The organism is Microbulbifer mixtoriginis (SeqCode), assembly GCF_052466765.1.
This window is the reverse complement of sequence record NZ_CP174289.1, coordinates 3,137,105-3,154,720: the sequence shown is the minus strand read 5'-3', so window position 1 is coordinate 3,154,720 and position 17,616 is coordinate 3,137,105. Positions and strand designations below refer to the sequence as shown.

At 49.7% G+C, this 17,616-nt stretch carries 11 protein-coding genes; 5 read left to right on the top strand and 6 right to left on the bottom strand.

All coding sequences use genetic code 11. The features are described from left to right. Positions 1–16 precede the first annotated feature (16 nt). The gene (locus ACJJIV_RS13840) at positions 17–2,647 is read right to left on the bottom strand and encodes a TonB-dependent receptor (protein ID WP_444889330.1); all 2,631 of its coding nucleotides are present in this window, start codon (positions 2,645–2,647) and stop codon (positions 17–19) included. Positions 2,648–2,914: 267 nt separating this feature from the next. Here ACJJIV_RS13840 and ACJJIV_RS13835 point away from each other — a divergent pair, with 267 nt between their 5' ends. Further along, positions 2,915–4,846, top strand: coding sequence for a PhoX family protein (locus ACJJIV_RS13835; protein WP_444889329.1), 1,932 nt, complete (start codon positions 2,915–2,917; stop codon positions 4,844–4,846). A gap of 129 nt (positions 4,847–4,975) precedes the next feature. Then, entirely contained in the window at positions 4,976–6,061 is a 1,086-nt protein-coding gene (gene pstS, locus ACJJIV_RS13830) for a phosphate ABC transporter substrate-binding protein PstS (protein WP_252083407.1), read from the top strand. A gap of 1 nt (position 6,062) precedes the next feature. On the opposite strand, the gene ACJJIV_RS13825 is transcribed toward pstS, so the two are convergent. The 4 genes from ACJJIV_RS13825 to ACJJIV_RS13810 all read right to left on the bottom strand — a co-directional run bounded on the left by ACJJIV_RS13825 (position 6,063) and on the right by ACJJIV_RS13810 (position 11,277). After that, positions 6,063–7,946 carry a diguanylate cyclase gene (locus tag ACJJIV_RS13825; protein WP_444889328.1) on the bottom strand — a complete coding sequence of 628 codons (1,884 nt, stop codon included), beginning with the start codon at positions 7,944–7,946 and terminating at the stop codon, positions 6,063–6,065. 315 nt (positions 7,947–8,261) lie between these two features. Further along, a complete protein-coding gene (locus ACJJIV_RS13820) occupies positions 8,262–9,041 on the bottom strand; it encodes a sulfite exporter TauE/SafE family protein (protein WP_444889327.1) in 780 nt (259 codons plus the stop codon). Between the two features lie 138 nt (positions 9,042–9,179). Further along, positions 9,180–10,145: a sulfotransferase family 2 domain-containing protein gene (locus ACJJIV_RS13815; RefSeq protein ID WP_444889326.1), complete on the bottom strand. Its 966-nt coding sequence runs from the start codon at positions 10,143–10,145 to the stop codon at positions 9,180–9,182. 523 nt (positions 10,146–10,668) lie between these two features. Beyond that, positions 10,669–11,277 carry a MarC family protein gene (locus ACJJIV_RS13810; protein WP_252083411.1) on the bottom strand — a complete coding sequence of 203 codons (609 nt, stop codon included), beginning with the start codon at positions 11,275–11,277 and terminating at the stop codon, positions 10,669–10,671. Positions 11,278–11,443: 166 nt separating this feature from the next. On the opposite strand from ACJJIV_RS13810, the gene aceK reads away from it, so the two are divergent. Both aceK and ACJJIV_RS13800 read left to right on the top strand, forming a co-directional pair. Beyond that, complete coding sequence (gene aceK / locus ACJJIV_RS13805) at positions 11,444–13,198, top strand: bifunctional isocitrate dehydrogenase kinase/phosphatase (RefSeq protein WP_252083412.1); 1,755 nt, start codon at positions 11,444–11,446, stop codon at positions 13,196–13,198. A gap of 56 nt (positions 13,199–13,254) precedes the next feature. After that, a complete protein-coding gene (locus ACJJIV_RS13800) occupies positions 13,255–13,755 on the top strand; it encodes a hypothetical protein (RefSeq protein ID WP_252083413.1) in 501 nt (166 codons plus the stop codon). Between the two features lie 65 nt (positions 13,756–13,820). Here ACJJIV_RS13800 and ppk1 read toward each other — a convergent pair whose 3' ends face one another. Next, the gene (ppk1, locus tag ACJJIV_RS13795; protein ID WP_252083414.1) at positions 13,821–15,887 is read right to left on the bottom strand and encodes a polyphosphate kinase 1; all 2,067 of its coding nucleotides are present in this window, start codon (positions 15,885–15,887) and stop codon (positions 13,821–13,823) included. Positions 15,888–16,138: 251 nt separating this feature from the next. Here ppk1 and ACJJIV_RS13790 point away from each other — a divergent pair, with 251 nt between their 5' ends. Further along, positions 16,139–17,611, top strand: a complete 1,473-nt coding sequence (locus ACJJIV_RS13790) for a Ppx/GppA phosphatase family protein (protein WP_444889325.1) — start codon at positions 16,139–16,141, stop codon at positions 17,609–17,611. Positions 17,612–17,616: the final 5 nt, after the last annotated feature.

The following is a 17,616-nucleotide window of genomic DNA, read 5'->3' as shown; positions in this document are numbered from 1 at the left end:
TTTAGATGTTGTCCCGCTAGAAAGTGCTGTAACTCAGGCCCAGGGCATAAGTCGGCCCGTATTCTTCATATTGACCGTTGAAACCAGAGTTATGCACATAATAAGGCTCATCGGTCAAATTCACTCCGGTGAATGTCAGCAGTAAACCGTTTTTCAAGTGGTAGCGCACAGAGAGATCCAATTGTAAGTGATCCTCTTCATAACGATCACGGGATGCATCCTCCATATCTACCTCCAGCAATCGCTCGCTGCGAAAAGCAGCAGACAAGCGCAGGCTAAAAGTGTCTCGCTCATAACCGACAATAAAATTCCCCACCAGATCTGCTTGGGATGGCATAGATATTCCATCGCTACGTTGACGATCCGGCCCCAGTCCTAGACGGGCTTCAGAGTCTGTGAAGGTCGCGTTAGCACGCAGTAGGAAACCATTATCGAAGCCCTGTGTCCAAGCCAGTTCCGCACCGTTAATCCGTGCCCTTTCACCATTGATAGGCTGAAGTATTTCGGCCTCTTCCACTATCAGGTTACCGATATACTGAGTAAAGTCCGCACTACTGGAAACATCGGACATCACAATAAAATTATCGATAGACTTGTGGAACAATCCCAGCGATAGCATACCCAGATGATCCGCGTAGTATTCTGCGGAGAAATCCAGGTTGCGAGATTCATAAGGTTGCAGAGCTGGATTGCCAGCTTCCACTTCTAGCTCACCAACGTCGTACTCAATTTGCGCCGGCGAGGGACTCAGATGGCCAAACGAGGGGCGCGACAGGGACTCGGTGTAGGCCGCACGCAGCACAATATTATCGCTGTAATCAAGCTTGAAGTTTACACTAGGGAAGAAGTGATCGTAATCGCGCTGATAATTGACCGCACTTGCATAGACCTCATCGGCAATGAAATCGGCACCGGGTACTGGCTCTTCGGATTCAATCACACGCATTCCTTCGGCACTGAAATCGGTGCGTTCATAGCGCACTCCAAAGACCCATTGAGCGCGATCAAGTTCGATGGTATTCATTACGTAGAGCGCACTGATGTCTTCCTGCATCTGGTAATCACGCGCAGAAGAGAGGGCGGTTTCAGTTTCATCTATCTCAAAACTGGCAATATTGCGATTAATAAATCGATTGAGATTGCCTGGATTAACTCCCGGTCCGAAGGTATCGAGACGGTAATCAATATCGTTACGAACAAAATCTGCCAAGGTATAGTCACCGGCAAAACCATCATAAACGCTGGCATTCAGATCACCGCGTTTTTCCCTCTGGCGTTCGTGCAGGCCAAATTGCACAGTTGAGTCATAGGTGCCCCAGTTTATCTCCCTGGTAAAATCCAGACGTAAACTCAACTCTTCATCCTCGGAGAAATTATCCTCAATAACCAACTCGTCCAGTTGATAATTGGCGGGATCTAATATTTTTTCAGCGTCGCTACTGTCCACTGCCATACGCGGAGTTTTACCCGCTTCCACATAACCCAGGCGCAGTGGTTCAAGGACAAAGTCGGTATCGCGGCGATGTGGCTCAGATTCCTCCGCGTAAGAATAACCCAGCACGTAGGCAAGACCCCATTGTTCGAAATTATGCTCTCCACCCAATACTGTTGAAATAATCTCCTGTTCTTCCAGACGATCTTTCAAGGATTTTTCCAATGCCGCCTCTTCCCAAATGGCGCTATGTCTGGAGATCGTCTCTGGCTCATCGCGCTCTGCATCCAGTTTCCAGGAATTGCTTTGACGGATCTCCTGATCTGAGAAGTCGGAATAGAGATTGTGCAGATAGATTCGTGCACCACTACTCAATTTCAGGTCGAAATTCGCGGCCATACCGGTGCGCTCACGAGTAATGGTGTAATCCCGCTGTTCTATTTCAGTTGCCCCAATCCCCTCACTACCGTCCTCGGCCACAAGCGCTTCCCAGCTACCATCAGTTTCAATATTTTCAGAACCGAAATCTCGCTGCTGATGACTGACTGCCAGAGCGACACCAAAGCGCCTGTTGCCATCGAGATCGAAAACATTGGTCATGGTGGCTGCATATTTTGGACTGTGCTCCTCTTGCAGGTCGCTATAACTGTTTTCAACACTGAATTTATAGCGACTGCCATCGTAGTCCAGCGCGTTAATACTCTTGATTTCTATGGCCCCGCCGATGGAGTCTACACTCATATCCGGTGTAAGGGTTTTGAATACTTCTAAGCTGGCAAGTAGGTCTGAGGGGATGACATCCAGAGCCACAGCGCGACTGCCAATTTCTGGTGCGGGCAGACTGACGCCATTGATGCTGGCGGCATTCAAGTTGGGATCAATACCGCGCACCCCCACAAAACGTCCCTCACCCTGGTCGCGGGCAATAAAGACTCCAGGCATCCGCTGCAGGGCCTCTGTTACATTGGCATCCGGCAACTCACCAATGGCATCAGAAGTTTGTACTGCCACCAGCTTGTTGGAGTCACGCTGACGATCCAGGTCGCTGCGCGCATTGTTGGCCTGAGCGGTAACCGTCACCGTTTCCATGGTGCGGGCCTGGCTCTCTTGTGCATAAGCATTGCCACTCAAGCCGTTATTAGCACAAAAAACTGCTATGGCAAGCGCGGTAACGGGGGTGTTGGGCGTTCGAAAATTGATGGTTGTGCTTTTCATGGCGTCCCACTCCAATTAGTCCCGGCGGCGTATTTATTGGGGCGCAGACTAGTAGGCGACTATGAACTTTACATGACGGTTTTTTTAAGCTGTCATCAAGCTTTCAGAAATAGCTGGAAAAATTCCCAGATAAATTAAATATCCTTATTTATTTATCGCTTTTTATTAACCTCTTTTAATTAATCGATTGCGTAAAAGATATGTCATCGATTTAATTAGGTCAGGTTAATTTAATTTTATTAGGTTCCCCGCAACGGAGCAGCAGCAATGAAAGATTCTCCTAAAAACCCTGACCGTAGAAAGCTATTGAAGGCCATTGGTGGTGCCACGGCTGCGGGCGCCGCAACCAGCTTTATGCCTGGCTGCGGATCGGAGCATCATCGGGAGAATCTCTCATTTCAGGAAGTTCCCCACAGCTTGGACTTCAAACATCATTTACCGCAGGGTTACAGCGCCGATATCCTGCTACGGTGGGGCGACCCCATTGTCGCTAACCTCAAAGAATTTGAGCCGAAACAATTGACGGCGAAGGGGCAATCTCAACGCTTTGGCTATAACAACGACTTTATCGCCTTTATGCCATTGGCGGAGAATACCCCTGCCGGGCACGGAGATATCCACTGCCAGAGTGGTAACAGCGATCGCGGCCTACTATGTGTAAATCACGAGTACACCCAACCACACCTGATGTTCTCTGGTTACAACGATGAGTATAGTGCCACGCGGGGAGTCAGTGCCGAGCATGTAGCCATAGAACTAGCCGCCTGTGGCCACTCGGTAATAGAAATTACACGTACCGACAAAGGCTGGCAGCCGGTTTTGGAGAGCCCCTACAATCGCCGCATCACCGCGACCACGCCGATGCAAATTAGTGGCCCCGCCTCCGGAGACAAACGCTTGCAAACAACCGCAGATCCCTCTGGCACCCAGGTGCTCGGTACCATTGGCAACTGCGCCGGTGGCAAGACTCCCTGGGGCACGGTATTGGTGGCCGAGGAGGGATTTGGTGGCGCCTTCCAAGGAGATCCCAACAAAGTCGAGGATACTCGCGAGGCGCGCAATCACCGTGACTTCGGCGTAAGACTCCACAATCGCAACTTAGGTGATTACGACCAACGCTTCGATATACAGCAAGAACCCAACGAACCCAATCGTTTTGGTTGGATGGTGGAATACGACCCCTACGACCCGCAATCTATACCGCGCAAGCTGACCACCCTAGGCCGCTTTGAACACGAGGGCTTTACCCTGGTCTGTAAGCCGGGCCAACCAGTGGTGGCCTATGGCGGCGATGACGACGAACATCAGTTCGTCTACCGCTATGTCTCCAAAGAGGCTTATCTGCCCAAAGATCCAACCCACAATCGCAATTTACTGACCGAAGGCACCCTCTATGCGGCACGCTTTGATGCGGATGGAAGTGGGAAATGGTTGCCACTAGTTTTTGGGCAGGGCCCTCTAAACAGCAACAACGGTTTTCACAATCAAGCAGATGTCTTGATTGACGCACGCCAGGCCGCTGTACTGCTGGGCGCCACTCCTATGGACCGCCCGGAGGATGTAGAGACCAATCCCCACAACGACTGCACCTATGTGATGTTAACCAAGAATAAAAGCCGCGCCGAAGACGGTGTGGATGCGGCTAATCCCCGTCACCAAAATACTGCCGGGCATATTTTGGAAATTGTGCCCCCGGCCATGCCTGGTAAAAAAACCGGCCGAGATCACACCGGCGACCAATTCCGCTGGCACCAGTTTTTACTTGGCGGCAATCCCAATGCGGAGAATCCCGTGGAGCGCGGCGCTTACGGGCAGCAATCCACTTACAATATTTCTAATCACGGCTGGTTTACCAACCCGGACAATGTCGCCTTCGATCCTCATGGCAACATGTGGGTGGCCACTGACGGCTGCGAGCGTTTCGGCTTCCACGACGGCCTCTGGGCCATGGCCACCGAGGGGCCAATGCGCGCCGCGCCCAAACACTTCTTTGGATGCCCGCAGGGCGCTGAGGTGTGCGGCCCCGAGTTTACTCCCGATGGCACAACTCTGTTTATCGCAGTGCAACACCCTGCCGACGCCCTCAACTCTACTTACGACCACCCCTTACACCGCTGGCCGGATAACAACCCGGAACTGCCACCGCGCCCCTCGGTATTGGCCATCTATAGGGACGATGGCGGTGAAGTGGGCAGCTAGTCATCCCAGAACGGCGCACTTTCACACGAAGCCGCCGGTCCTGCTAGAATTTTTTAATCGAAGCCTATTTTTGGCGGCTCGTCGTTGGTCTCCAATAAGAGACCGGTGACCCTTCAGTTGAGGTAACCCATGTTATCGAGGTACACCGCGGTACTACGCCGCCTTGCAGCCATACTGGCGGTGACCGCTGGCATTTCACTCTTCGGCCTACAAGTGCAAGCCCAGGTGCCAGAAAACCCCGTTAATCTGCGGGGCAGTGGCGCCAGTTTCCCCTATCCGATTTATGTGGAGTGGTTTCGCCAGTTTACCCACCGCGAGAACAATATTTTTATTTTTTATGAAATGAGTAATAGCGGGGACGGCATCCGCGATTTCCTCGGCCATACAGTAAATTTTGCCGCCTCAGATGCGGCCATAGAAGTCGATCAACTCAAGAAACTCAAAGAGGGAGGTGTTGTATTACCCGTCACTGCCGGGCAAGTAGTGTTAGTGTTTAATTTACCGGGTATCAATAGACTGAAACTATCGCGGGAAGCCTATGTGGGCATTTTTATGGGCAAGATCCGCCATTGGGACGATCCAATCATCGCCGCCAGTAATCCAGATATTAAATTACCACGCACAGATATTTCAGTGGTTACCCGCTCTGAGAGCTCCGGAACTTCCTATATTTTTTCCGGCCACCTCAGCGCCGTTAGTGAAGAGTTCCGTGAGAATATTGGCCTGGACCGAACACCCGACTGGCCCCGACTGTCGACCTTTAAAATCGCACCAGGTAACCAGGGTGTAGCGGCCAAAGTACGAGAAATACCCGGTGCCATCGGTTATGTGGAGCACGGCTTTGCCAACATCGTCAATTTACCGGTAGCAATCCTGGAAAACCGCGCCGGTCAATTTATCGAAGCCAATGCCAAGAGCGGAGTAGCTGCATTAGAAGAAGTGGAATTTCCCGATAGCAAACTGCCCGTGAGTGGCGCGCCCAACCTGATCGCCTGGGTCTGGGACCCCAAAGGTAAAGATGCCTACCCGATTACCAGCTTTTCCTGGTTGCTGCTCTACGCCAATCAGAAAGATGATGTTGCTCAGGCTCTAAGACAGATGCTGGTCTTTATGTTGAGCCAAAATTCCCAGTCGGAAGCCGGCAATATCGGTCTGGTACCTCTACCGGAAAACGTGCGTATCAGGGTGCTCAACGCAGTGACCTATGTGCAGTAGCTCAGCCCTCCGCCACTGCATACTCTAAGACACGATTGCGACCTGTCCTTTTGGCCCGGTAAAGAGCGCTGTCGGCATGCTGCAATAATTCCAGCACGTCTCTCTCTCCCTGCAGCTGGGCCACGCCAATGCTAGCGGTAAACTGCACCGGCCCCAGACCGGACTTGATCATAATTTTGGCGATATCTTCATGGATACGCTCGGCAACAGCCAGCGTACCTGGGCCATCGGCACTAACCAGTAGTGCAAATTCCTCACCGCCTATACGCCCAAACACATCTACCTCACGCACATGCTGGGCTATTACCCGGGCAGTGGCACACAAGGCCTGATCACCGATGAGGTGGCCATGGCAATCATTGATTGATTTAAAGCGGTCTATATCCAACATCAATATACCCAGGGGAATTTGCTTGCGTTGAGCCAATTTGAGCAAAAGATTGGACTCTTCAAAAAAACTGCGCCGATTGTGAATGCCGGTAAGTGGATCGGTACGTGCTTCCAATTCCGCCCTGGCCTTGGCAGCCTCCAACTCCCGAGTGCGTGACTGCACCAACTCCTCAAGATCAATCTTGGATACTTCCAGCTGTTGCAGGTATTTTTTTTCCGCCCGATCCTTCTGTAACCGCAGGCGCTGCACCATTAAACCGATCGCTGCCATAATCGCCAGCATCTCCACAAAAGAGGCCACCGGCGGCCAATAGTAGTTGACCGGGTTGTGCACCACATAACCGAGATCACGCATTGCCTGCACCAGTAGCCCCAGCACTAGGGTGGCCCACCCCAGGGCAAACACTCCTGCAGCATTCTCTCCCTGGCGCCAGCGAATCATCGCGATCGGCACGACCAGGGGATAACAAAGCAACGCGATGATCATGGATATTTGGGAAAGGGCCTTCAGCTCTAAAAACACGCAACCAATCAGGAAAGCACCGTTGAGTAACATCAGCTGTAAGAGGAAGTCCAACTTTGGCGTGTACTGACGGGTTTCGAGAAATGTCCGTGCAAAGACAAGCCCGGCCATAATTGCCACAGCCCCACTAAGAGAGCCGTATCCCCAGTGGAAGCTGCCGGTCATCAGGTATTGATGGGTATATCCAAGCACCGTACCCCACACCAGGATTTTGCTGGCGCAGTAAAAAGAATAGATATAGAGAATCTTTTCTTTGATTGCGATCGCTCCCACCAGGGCAAAGACCGCCATTAGAAAGTAGCCTCCAAACAGAAAAGCGATCAGGCTCGTCTCACCCTTACTATTTTGTTGCAATGCCTGGGGGCTCCAGATACGCAGACTGGGAAAGACCACACCCAATTCGCCAGAATCGAACCTTACCATTAGCTCCTGAGTGGCCTCCGGTGCGATGGTCACTGGAAAAACAAAACGGTTATGCGCCACCTGCCGACGGGTAAAAGGCTCATAAATAGAAAGGATGCTCACCTCGCGGAAGAGATCACCACTGCCCGCCTTCCGGCTAAAGGCTTGCAAACCGACCAGCTGGTGATCGACATACTCAATATTTAGGGTTAGCGGGTGGCTGTCGCGATTGCGCAACGTAAAGTGAGACCAGAAAACACCGGCGCTTAGACCGGTGGAACCCGCTGTTTCCAGAATGCGAAACTCTCCCAACTCATGAGCTTGTCGTGCACTATAAATATCGCTCTCTCCACCCTTGTCGTGCCATATCGCATGGAGTCCGGTGGAATTTTCCCCCTGCTCATTGGTGTTCACGTCCAGGGGAGTATGCGCCCATACCGGAACCTTGGACAGGAAAAGGGCATAGAAGGTTAATAGTAGAAAAACATAGAAAGAGGGACGAATGTACCAACATTTAAAAATAGAACGCCACAGATCCAGTAACCGCAGTCTTATTATTCTGTCTTTCATAGTCTTGGCGCGCGGGGATAACACTTACCCCTTATAATGCCTTCCTCCAGAGCAGTAAATGACAGCCTCTCACTTAACGCGAGACATTCTGGCTAGCTAACGCTTTCACAGTGATCAATCCGCCCCCTCAATAAAGTTTTGCATATCTTTTGGCTCTCAATCGGAGCACCATAGGTACTAGCAACCACTAAAGTTCGAATTTACACAAAAGACACAACATTGCAGCAATTCCCTTATTAATTACTAATCCTTGATCACAGAGATTTCTCCACTGTCTCAATGCTTATCCGTATACGCTCGTTTTGCGACAAGTATCTAACTGAGTAAGGTGATATCAGAAAAAATATCGGGTCTTAATTGAGCAATTTGTGTCAAAGATCGTGATGCGAGAAACACTCCACAAATAAACATTAGAGCGAGCATATAGTAATGAAAGCGCTGTGTACTCATACGCAAGATGCGATGCTTAGCAAGGTAAACTCCAATAATCCCTCCAATACCAATAGCAACGCCATAACTTGCCAAATTCATGGTGATAGCACCAAAGCTAAGGTAAGTCATTATTTTGGTGGCCTGTAAGACCATGGTGTTCAACGCCTTGGTTGCAATCAAATTTTCCTTATCAACGCCGTAATTGATAAAGAAGGGATTCTGCACCGGGCCAATAGCACCAATAATCCCAGAGAGAAATGCGACTACTACACCTAGGAAGAAAAAGTAGGGCAAACGCATTGGAAAAGAAGATTGTTTTCTACCGAGCCGATATTGAACCAAAGTGGACATCAAGAAGATGCCCACAAAGAGTTGAAGCCATATTGGGTGCATTTGACTATAAATATAGGCACCAACCATCGCCCCCAGAATACTACCGGGTAGCATCCAGCAAATAACGCTCCAGTTAATATATGGCCAAAAGAACAACACGCGGGAAGGTGCGGCAATAACACTGCCAATCGTAATCGTAGGAGCCACCAAATGTGGCCCAATCAAGAGACCGACTAGTGGAATCATCAGCATAGCCCCACCACCGGCAGCGAGGGTGCAGATATACCAGGAGAGGGCCCCAAAGATTAGTAAAACTGGGATTAGTATCATGCTCTTATCCGCAGCTCAAAGATGCCTCTGCTAAGCAGGCAATAAATTTGCAGGCGATTGATAGCCCGAAGAGTCAGTCAATATAGACCATAGAAAGATCGGTAGAAATAACGAAGAAAAGTCACTTCTCCAATAGACTTAATCTTCACCGCGAATTACCCAGGGAGAATTTACTAGCGGTTGCCCCGTCTCAGCCACCTCACACTCCAGAATTGCGCCCTTTGCAAAGCCAGAGATATCTATAGAAAAACCGACGAAACCACCACGGCCTGCACCATTTGCGCGTAGATCAGCACGATATTCATTCGCTAGAACTTCGCCCTTATAGGCCCCATCAACTTTCACACGCAGTACAACCGCATCATCGCTTTGCTCGGGAATAGCACACCCTAGAATATGTTCCTTGGCCTGACCGCTAAGCAGGCCGGCCACAAATTTCATGCCGTTCTTGAAAAGTGAGACTCTCCATTCAAATTGTGACACTGCCTTATCATATAGATCAATTTCACGAGCATTCCTAATACACGTTTCATCTAATTGGTTCTGAGGAATATCATATTTCCCCTTAAGATCCTCACGCCCTAAATTCATTGTTAAATACGGAATTTCTATTCCATATTTATTATTTAGCAACTGTAGGGATTCATCATACCTCTCAGTCAAACCAACAAAGCCGAAAAGTGGCCAAGAAAACCTCCGAAAAATTTTTAGCTGCCGATTGGTGAATGATGACTTACTATAAAAAGACTTAAAACTGTCTTTATACCCATTATGTCGAGAATAGTGTTTATATTCTGACACCAACCTCTGTATTGGATCTCGCAAAATTGTTACTGTATTTTCCAGGCCAAATATTGGAAGATAACGTACTGAATTTGAATGACCTGCAAGCATTTTAATATTTTTGTATTTCATCTTCTGAAAAAATAACCATAGATCAGGATTGTCACCCATCCAAGCTTTCACAATATCGCTGGTATGCTTCGATCCTGGGCCGTAATCAAGACAAATACTACCATCGCCAAAATATGTTGATGCGCCAAGCCGAAAGCTTGTTCCTGCAGTTTTTGGAACATGAATAAATAAAAGTGGGTTCACCACCATAAAAATCCCTTAAGAATGGTATGTAATATGTTCCCGATGCTTCCAAAAATCACAACAAAAATACAGAGGGGAAACACATCAAGAAAATGATAAAGGATTGTCTTTTGAAGATCTTATCTCTTAGCCAATTCATTTCTTATAAAACAATTACTTATCATTGTGTATCATCTAATCATAGTTAGGTTTAGCGATGTGAACAACTATCTGACTATTGCCTAACAAACAAAGGACGTAACTGTGACTACAGTCTTCTTTTGGCCATTTGTTAATGATATTTAGACAACAAAATAATAAGTCATAAGATATTACTCAGGCGTATTTTAGCTGTACTGGCACAACATAGTCACAGAGGAAGCATGCTTCACCACAGTACAATACAGTATTCAGTAGCATCTTTTTATTGAATAAAACGCATCCTGCATGGGGAAATCGAAACGCGGAATAATCAAAATGAATCGACGAGAAAACTTGTAAAGACACCCCAACTGACGTTCGAGGTGCCTGTTCATTCTGACTGGGCAGCTTAGATGGAGAAGAACTGCTGTATACCCAGCAGTACATTGGTGGTGGCTACCGAGGCGAGTATCAGCCCCATCACCCGGCTGACGATACTGGCGCCAGCATCCCCTATAAACCGATAGATCCAATTTGCGGTTAGTAACAGTGCAATCACAATCCCCAATACTGCCAGCATCGCCGTGGCAGTGTTGAGTTGATGCATCATATCAAAGCGATGATTATCGGTAAGTACCACTGCCGCCAGCATGGCGCCCGGCGAGGCTATTGAGGGCACCGCCAGCGGGAATATCGCGGTCTCATGGCCCTCGCGGACAATCTCCATCTCCTGCTCAGGTTTACTATCACCAAATATCATAGTGAGGGCAAACAGGAACAACACTACGCCACCCGCCACCTGAAAAGCTGACAGCGGTACACCTATTGCCTCCAACAGGAATTGACCGACCAATAAAAAGAACAGCAAGATGCCAGCGGCTACCAATACGGCCAGCCAGGCAATTTTGCGTTTTTGCCATTCGGCGTGACGGGAAGTGACCGCAATAAATACCGGCAGAGTGCCCACCGGATCGATCACCGCAAAGAAAAAGACAAAACTACTGATCCAATCGTTCAACTGGTACTCCGGCGTGCCGTGCTACTATCCGCTTATTCCCTGCCGCGGGGAGATCGGCAAGCGCCGGGGCGGTGGAATCTGGTAAGGCGCGGGTTACCCCCGTCAGCCACCCCAAATGCTCCCCAGGCAGATGCTTAACCTGAAACTCAAAAACCAAGTCTAGTGCATGACCAATCACTCACCGACCGCCCGCCGCATCGCGAAGACCATCCTGAATGGTTTTGATGCGTATTTCGCAGACTATCAGAACATCACTCTGGGCGCCAAGGCGCGCTTTGAGACTGCTTCCTGGCAGGCCGCACATGAGGCCAACAAGGAACGCATCGACCTGTACAAAACCAAGGTCAACCAAGTGCTCAAACTGGTGCACTCAGTTACCAGTAAAGACACCAGCCAACTGGAACTGTGGCGGGATGCCCGCGCCACCTACGCACAACTAATCGCCAATCACAGTAACTACGAGATTGCCGAAACCTTCTTCAACTCTGTCTTTTGCAGCCAATTCCGACACGCGGATATTCACGACAAGAATATTTTTGTCAAACCCTCTCGCGCACCAGACGACAAACCGCTACGGGATTACAGCATTTATATCAGCTATAGCGGGCGTGATGGACTCGAATATATGATCGAGGACATCCTCAAAGACTTCAGCTTTTCCGCCCCTTGGGAAAATATGCAGCGGGATATCGAAAATATCTGTGCACTTTTACGCGAGGCGCCGCTGGCCAAGCTGGAGAATGAAAAACAGCTGCGTGTAGATATGCTGGAGTCTGTGTTCTACCGCAACAAGGCCGCCTATTTAGTGGGTCGCATGATTTTTAATGGCGAAGTGGTACCTATTATTCTGCCCTGCTTGAATAACGGCCGTGGTGGTATTTTTGTGGATACCCTGCTGCACAGCAATGATTCCGCTAGTATTATCTTCAGCTTCACCCGCTCCTATTTTATGGTGGATGCGCCCATTCCTTCGCGTTTCGTGCGCTTTCTCTCCACTATTATGCCGCTCAAGGAAAAGTCGGAACTGTACAACTCCATCGGCTTCCACAAGCACGGCAAGACCGAATTCTACCGCCATATCCTTGCTCATATGAAGGTGAGCAACGACCAGTTTGTAATAGCACCCGGCATCAAGGGCATGGTAATGAGCGTATTTACCCTGCCCTCCTATCCAGTGGTATTCAAAGTCATTAAGGATCGCTTCGATCGCCCAAAAACCGTCACCGAAGAAATTGTGCGGGAGAAATATAAATTTGTATCCCGCTCAGACCGCGTTGGGCGTATGGCCGATACCCAGGAATACACCAATTTCATCTTCTATCGCAATCGCTTTAGTGAAGAACTACTGCGTGAGCTACAGGAGGTAGCACCCTCCAAACTGGTCATTAATGAGAAGTGGGTAATTATCCGGCACCTCTATGTAGAACGGCGCATGGAACCCCTCAATCTCTATTTACAAACCTCCAACGAAGAGGAAACTCGAGAAGCGATGGAGGAATATGGCAATGCCATCAAGCAGCTAGCAGCAGCCAATATCTTCCCCGGCGATATGCTTCTTAAGAACTTTGGTGTGACCCGTCACGGCCGCGTGGTCTTCTACGATTACGACGAGCTGTGCCCGCTGACGGAGTGCAATTTCCGCAAGATTCCCGAAGCGCAAACACCCGAGCAGGAACTGGCAGACAAACCTTGGTACACCGTGGATGAAGCGGACGTCTTCCCAGAGGAGTTCCGCCTGTTCTTCTCCGGTAATCCCACCGCGCGCTCAGCTTTTGAGAGGTTGCACAGCGACCTCTACGATTATCGATACTGGAGGCGCCTGCAAGACCGTATCCGCGCCGGGCATGTGGAGAGCGCCTTCCCCTACCGGCGTAAGTGGCGCTTCCATCGCCGTGCTCCGGCCATCGCCCGCAACAAATAAGCACTCAATCTATGGCTATATTGGTAGGAGGCCCCCACAATTCGAATAGGTGATCAGTGCGCATACTTGCATGGGCCGCAACTCTAGCGGCCCTGGCTCTATTAACAGCCAGTGGCTGCGGTTATCTGCCCAGTGAAATGACCATTCCCGGCAAGGAAAAGGCGCCGCCTCCTCACGCCCGTATCACTGGAAAACCCCAAGTAGTCAGCTGCGCAACTCCAGCACAGGGATTTCGCCCAATTCCATTCGACAACCTCTACACCTTCACCGGCAGTGAACCCCAGCCTTTTCAGGAAAAGGCCAGTGTGCCAATGCAATACGATGTACTGGCCTATGTTTGGGGTAGCGAGCCCTGCGCACCCAGCGCCTTTTGCAAAAGAGGGGATTACTATTGGCTGATCGGGCGAGGACCTGGCAATGATTTCCAGACCTGGGTAGTTACCCCACAGTTTCCACGTATGATTATCCAGTCGACTTGCTATGAATGGCTGCAAATCGGACAACGCTATCGCTTTTCATTCAGTCGAGGAAAGTTGGTGGGGTTCAGCCGGGACTAAGTGAGCCAAATTACTGTGAGTGCTTTTAAAGCTTGCAAACCAGTTCTTGTCGAAACCAACTAAGTTCAAGCGTCAGACTGCTTCTTCAAATAGCGGTATATAGCATCCTGGGAACGACAGTTTTTTTTGCCAGAGTTGGCAATTTTAGTATTACTCTGACTCGCATCCACAATCCGAGCTTTTTGATTATCACTCCATTGCAGCTCCAAAATTTTTCGAATCGTCTCACGGTGATCAGTATTCATAATTGGAAAAGTCACTTCCACCCGGTGATCTAAATTACGAGTCATAAGATCTGCTGAAGAGAGCCACATTACCTCCTCTCCACCGTTATAAAATATATAAACACGCGCATGCTCCAGAAATTTATCCACCAAACTGACAACATGAATATTATCAGAAAGACCCGCTGTCTCACACACTAAGGTGCACATACTTCGTACAATAATTCTTACTTTTACTCCTGCGGCACTTGCACTGTAAAGCCGATCCACTACCTGGCTATCCACCAAGTTATTACACTTAAAAAACAACTCAGCTCTATCGCCCCTTTGGGCGGCCTCAATTTCTCGATCTATTGCCCCCAAAAGCGCAGCACGGTTTGTCAGGGGTGAAACTGCGATATGCTGAAACACCGGACGACGTCGAGTACGCCGAATAAATTCGAAAACATTGTAGACATCCTGGCCCAACTCCTGATTATTAGTTAACAAACTAAAATCACAGTAAATTCGCGCAGTACTTTCATTAAAATTACCTGTCCCCAAATGACTGTAAAACCTATCTTTACCCTGTTCTCGACGAAGAATAGAAATCAATTTACAATGAACTTTCAATCCTGGAACACCATAAATAACCTCTACCCCCGCATCGAAAAGCTCCTTCGACCAGTGGATATTTGCCAACTCATCGAATCGCGCGCGTAACTCAACAACAGCAATGACTTTTTTATTATTCCGCACGGCATTGATCAAAGCAGCCACCACCCGTGAATTCTTTGAAACCCGGTAGAGATTGATCCGAATTTCTCGCACCTGTGGATCAATTGCTGCAGATGCGAGCAAATTGGTGATTACGCGAAAATCATGATAAGGGTAATAATAAAGCCGATCGGCACTGCGAATATGTGCAAAGGCGCCCCCCTTACCAGGTAACGTTGGCAGCGGTAATAGTGGCTTATAGATATAACTCCCAGAATCTGCGGGGAACTTCATCAGATCTTTGGAGTTGTGGTAGCGCCCACCGGGTGTATAAGTATCATAGCGCCCCATTTTTAACTTTTTCTTCACCATATTTAGGAGCACTTCAGGCATTTCTGCATCGTAAGCAAGGCGCACTGGATCGGCGCGCTTACGCCTCTTGAGAGATTTCTCCATACGGTCCACGAGGTTTTGGGTTATCTGCTCACCCAATTCAAGCTCAGCATCACGGCTAATCTTGAACATATACGCTTTGGCCGAGCGAATCGGCAAAACCTGGCGAAACACCTCCACCAAACAGGCCCGTATAATATTGTCGAGAACAATATATACTTTTTCACGCATTCCCTCACGGGGTGGAATCACAACAAAACGCGATAAAGTATTGGTGGGAATTTCCATTGCCGCATAACGCTGGATACCATCTTTTAAACGCAGAAAAATGGCAAAATAGATACTCGCCTCATTAAGCAGCGGCATAGTATCAAGGTCATCAATAAAAAAAGGCTCCAGCTCTGGCAACACTTCCCGATGGAAATATTCTTCGACAAAGGTGCGTTGGTGCTCAGTTAGCGTGGTTTCCCTAACTACATGGATATTGTGTTTATCGAGATCTGCCAGTGCTTTAGCGTAAGCTCGTGCATAACGTCGTTGCAGGCGCAGTACACGCTCATTAATTTGCCCGAGTAGTTTGGCAAAATGTCTTTTCTCCTGTTCAGCCCCTGCGAACGCGGCAAGACGGCGCACATCTGCTACACGTACACGGAAAAATTCATCGAGATTGTTAGAGAAAATTCCCAGGAAACGCACCCGATCAATAATGGGTACAGTTTCGTCTTCAACTTCCTGTAGCACTCGCTCATTGAAGGACAACCAGCTCAACTCTTTTGGGTATAGAGGGATATCGTTAGGTATTGAAGGTTTGTAATACATATTCAACCGGAGTGAATTTCCCTGCCCCAAGAATTCGATGCCAATTTAGGGGAAGTACATATCGAACAACTTATAGGGGCACAGGCATCAACCTATGACGAGCTATTCTCGCGAAAGGAAGATTTACGCGCATTTTCGTCACAACCAGGGGGAAGACCCCGCCAGATTGAAATAATCAACATGAGCACAAGGTTATACAGTTAATAGTAGAGTAGCTTGCCGTCTTAACTAACACGGGCCTAAGGATGTCGATGCAATCACCAAGTGAGCGCTACGTTGCGCTCGACCTCGGCTCCAACAGCTTCCACCTGTTGTTAGCGGAATTTCGCGATCAACGCATGGTACGCCTGCATACCGACCGCGCCATGGTGAGACTGGCAGAGGGGCTGGACGCCCACCGCCACCTAAACCCCGTGGTATCGGAGCGCGCCCTGACCGCTCTCACTCGCTTTCAACCTGTACTACAAAAACTACCAGTCGATCATATTCGCGTCGTCGGTACCAATACCCTGCGCACCGCCGCGGCTAATGCCGATGGTTTTCTCGAAGAGGCCGAATCCATTCTCGGCGTGCCCGTGGAAATTATTAGCGGTATTGAGGAGGCACGCCTGATTTACAGTGGCGTAATGGCCGCCGCCGACGGCCCACCACGGCTTCGCTGCATTATCGACATCGGCGGTGGCTCCACCGAACTGGTGCGCGGCAGCGAATCCCCCCAACAGTTACAAAGCCTGGAAATGGGTTGCGTTTCCTACAGTAGACGCTTTTTTGCCGATGGCCTGATCAGTGAAAATACCGTCAACCATTTTAAGCGCGCACAGCGCGCCGCCCGCGCCGAGTTGCAAGGGTTACAACACATTGCCGCCGAAGCGGAAGTTATCGGCTGCTCTGGCAGCGTGAAGGCGGTTTCACGGGTACTGAATGGAGGAGAGGTGGCGGATATCGTGCACGAGGATATCGACCGTCTCGCCAAAGAAGTTGCCAAGGTGGAGCATATCGCCGAACTGGAGCTGCCCGATCTCGACGAGGAGCGGCACCCGGTATTCGCCGCCGGCCTGGCAATCCTGCACGCCATCTTCTGTGAATTGGATATCCAGCGCATGGAGGTTTCGCCCTATGCCATTCGCGAGGGCATAGTGCATGACCTGGCGGGGCGGCTGCACGGTGGCGATCGCCGTGCCAGTACTGTAGACGCTGTGGTACAGCACTGGCAGATTGACCAGAACCAAGTGCGCCGAGTGAACGACACCGCCCTCAAACTATTGCAGCAATTGCGCCCCGAATACCCGCTGGAAGGAAGGCAACGACTGCGCTGGGCCATCCAGCTACATGAAGTGGGGCTGGCACTCACCCACAGCAGCTTTCGCAAGCTCGGTGCCTATATGATCAAGCATGCAGATATGGCTGGATTCTCCAACGGCGAACAGGAGCACCTGGCCTACCTAGTGCGCAACCAGCGCGGTCCAATCAAAGCACCAAAAGAGCACTACGGTTTCCACCCAAGCCCAGATTTACTGCTGTGTCTGCGCCTTGCCAGCATTATTCATCGCGACCGCACAGAGCGCACTTTGCGGGGAATCAACTTGGCAGACCAGGGAGATGCCTATCGCTTGCAAATTGAGCGTGAATGGCTGGATAGCAGCCCGGCGATAGAGGAATTGCTTTACCAGGAGGAGCAGCACTGGCAATCACATACACGCCCTCTACGCCTACTTGCGGTATAAGCGTC

Bases quoted from the DNA above. Each gene is read 5' to 3' on its own strand.
- ACJJIV_RS13840 (WP_444889330.1), bottom strand. From the start codon at position 2,647: ATGAAAAGCACAACCATCAATTTTCGAACGCCCAACACCCCCGTTACC.
- ACJJIV_RS13835 (WP_444889329.1), top strand. From the start codon at position 2,915: ATGAAAGATTCTCCTAAAAACCCTGACCGTAGAAAGCTATTGAAGGCC.
- pstS (WP_252083407.1), top strand. From the start codon at position 4,976: ATGTTATCGAGGTACACCGCGGTACTACGCCGCCTTGCAGCCATACTG.
- ACJJIV_RS13825 (WP_444889328.1), bottom strand. From the start codon at position 7,946: ATGAAAGACAGAATAATAAGACTGCGGTTACTGGATCTGTGGCGTTCT.
- ACJJIV_RS13820 (WP_444889327.1), bottom strand. From the start codon at position 9,041: ATGATACTAATCCCAGTTTTACTAATCTTTGGGGCCCTCTCCTGGTAT.
- ACJJIV_RS13815 (WP_444889326.1), bottom strand. From the start codon at position 10,145: ATGGTGGTGAACCCACTTTTATTTATTCATGTTCCAAAAACTGCAGGA.
- aceK (WP_252083412.1), top strand. From the start codon at position 11,444: ATGACCAATCACTCACCGACCGCCCGCCGCATCGCGAAGACCATCCTG.
- ppk1 (WP_252083414.1), bottom strand. From the start codon at position 15,887: ATGTATTACAAACCTTCAATACCTAACGATATCCCTCTATACCCAAAA.
- ACJJIV_RS13790 (WP_444889325.1), top strand. From the start codon at position 16,139: ATGCAATCACCAAGTGAGCGCTACGTTGCGCTCGACCTCGGCTCCAAC.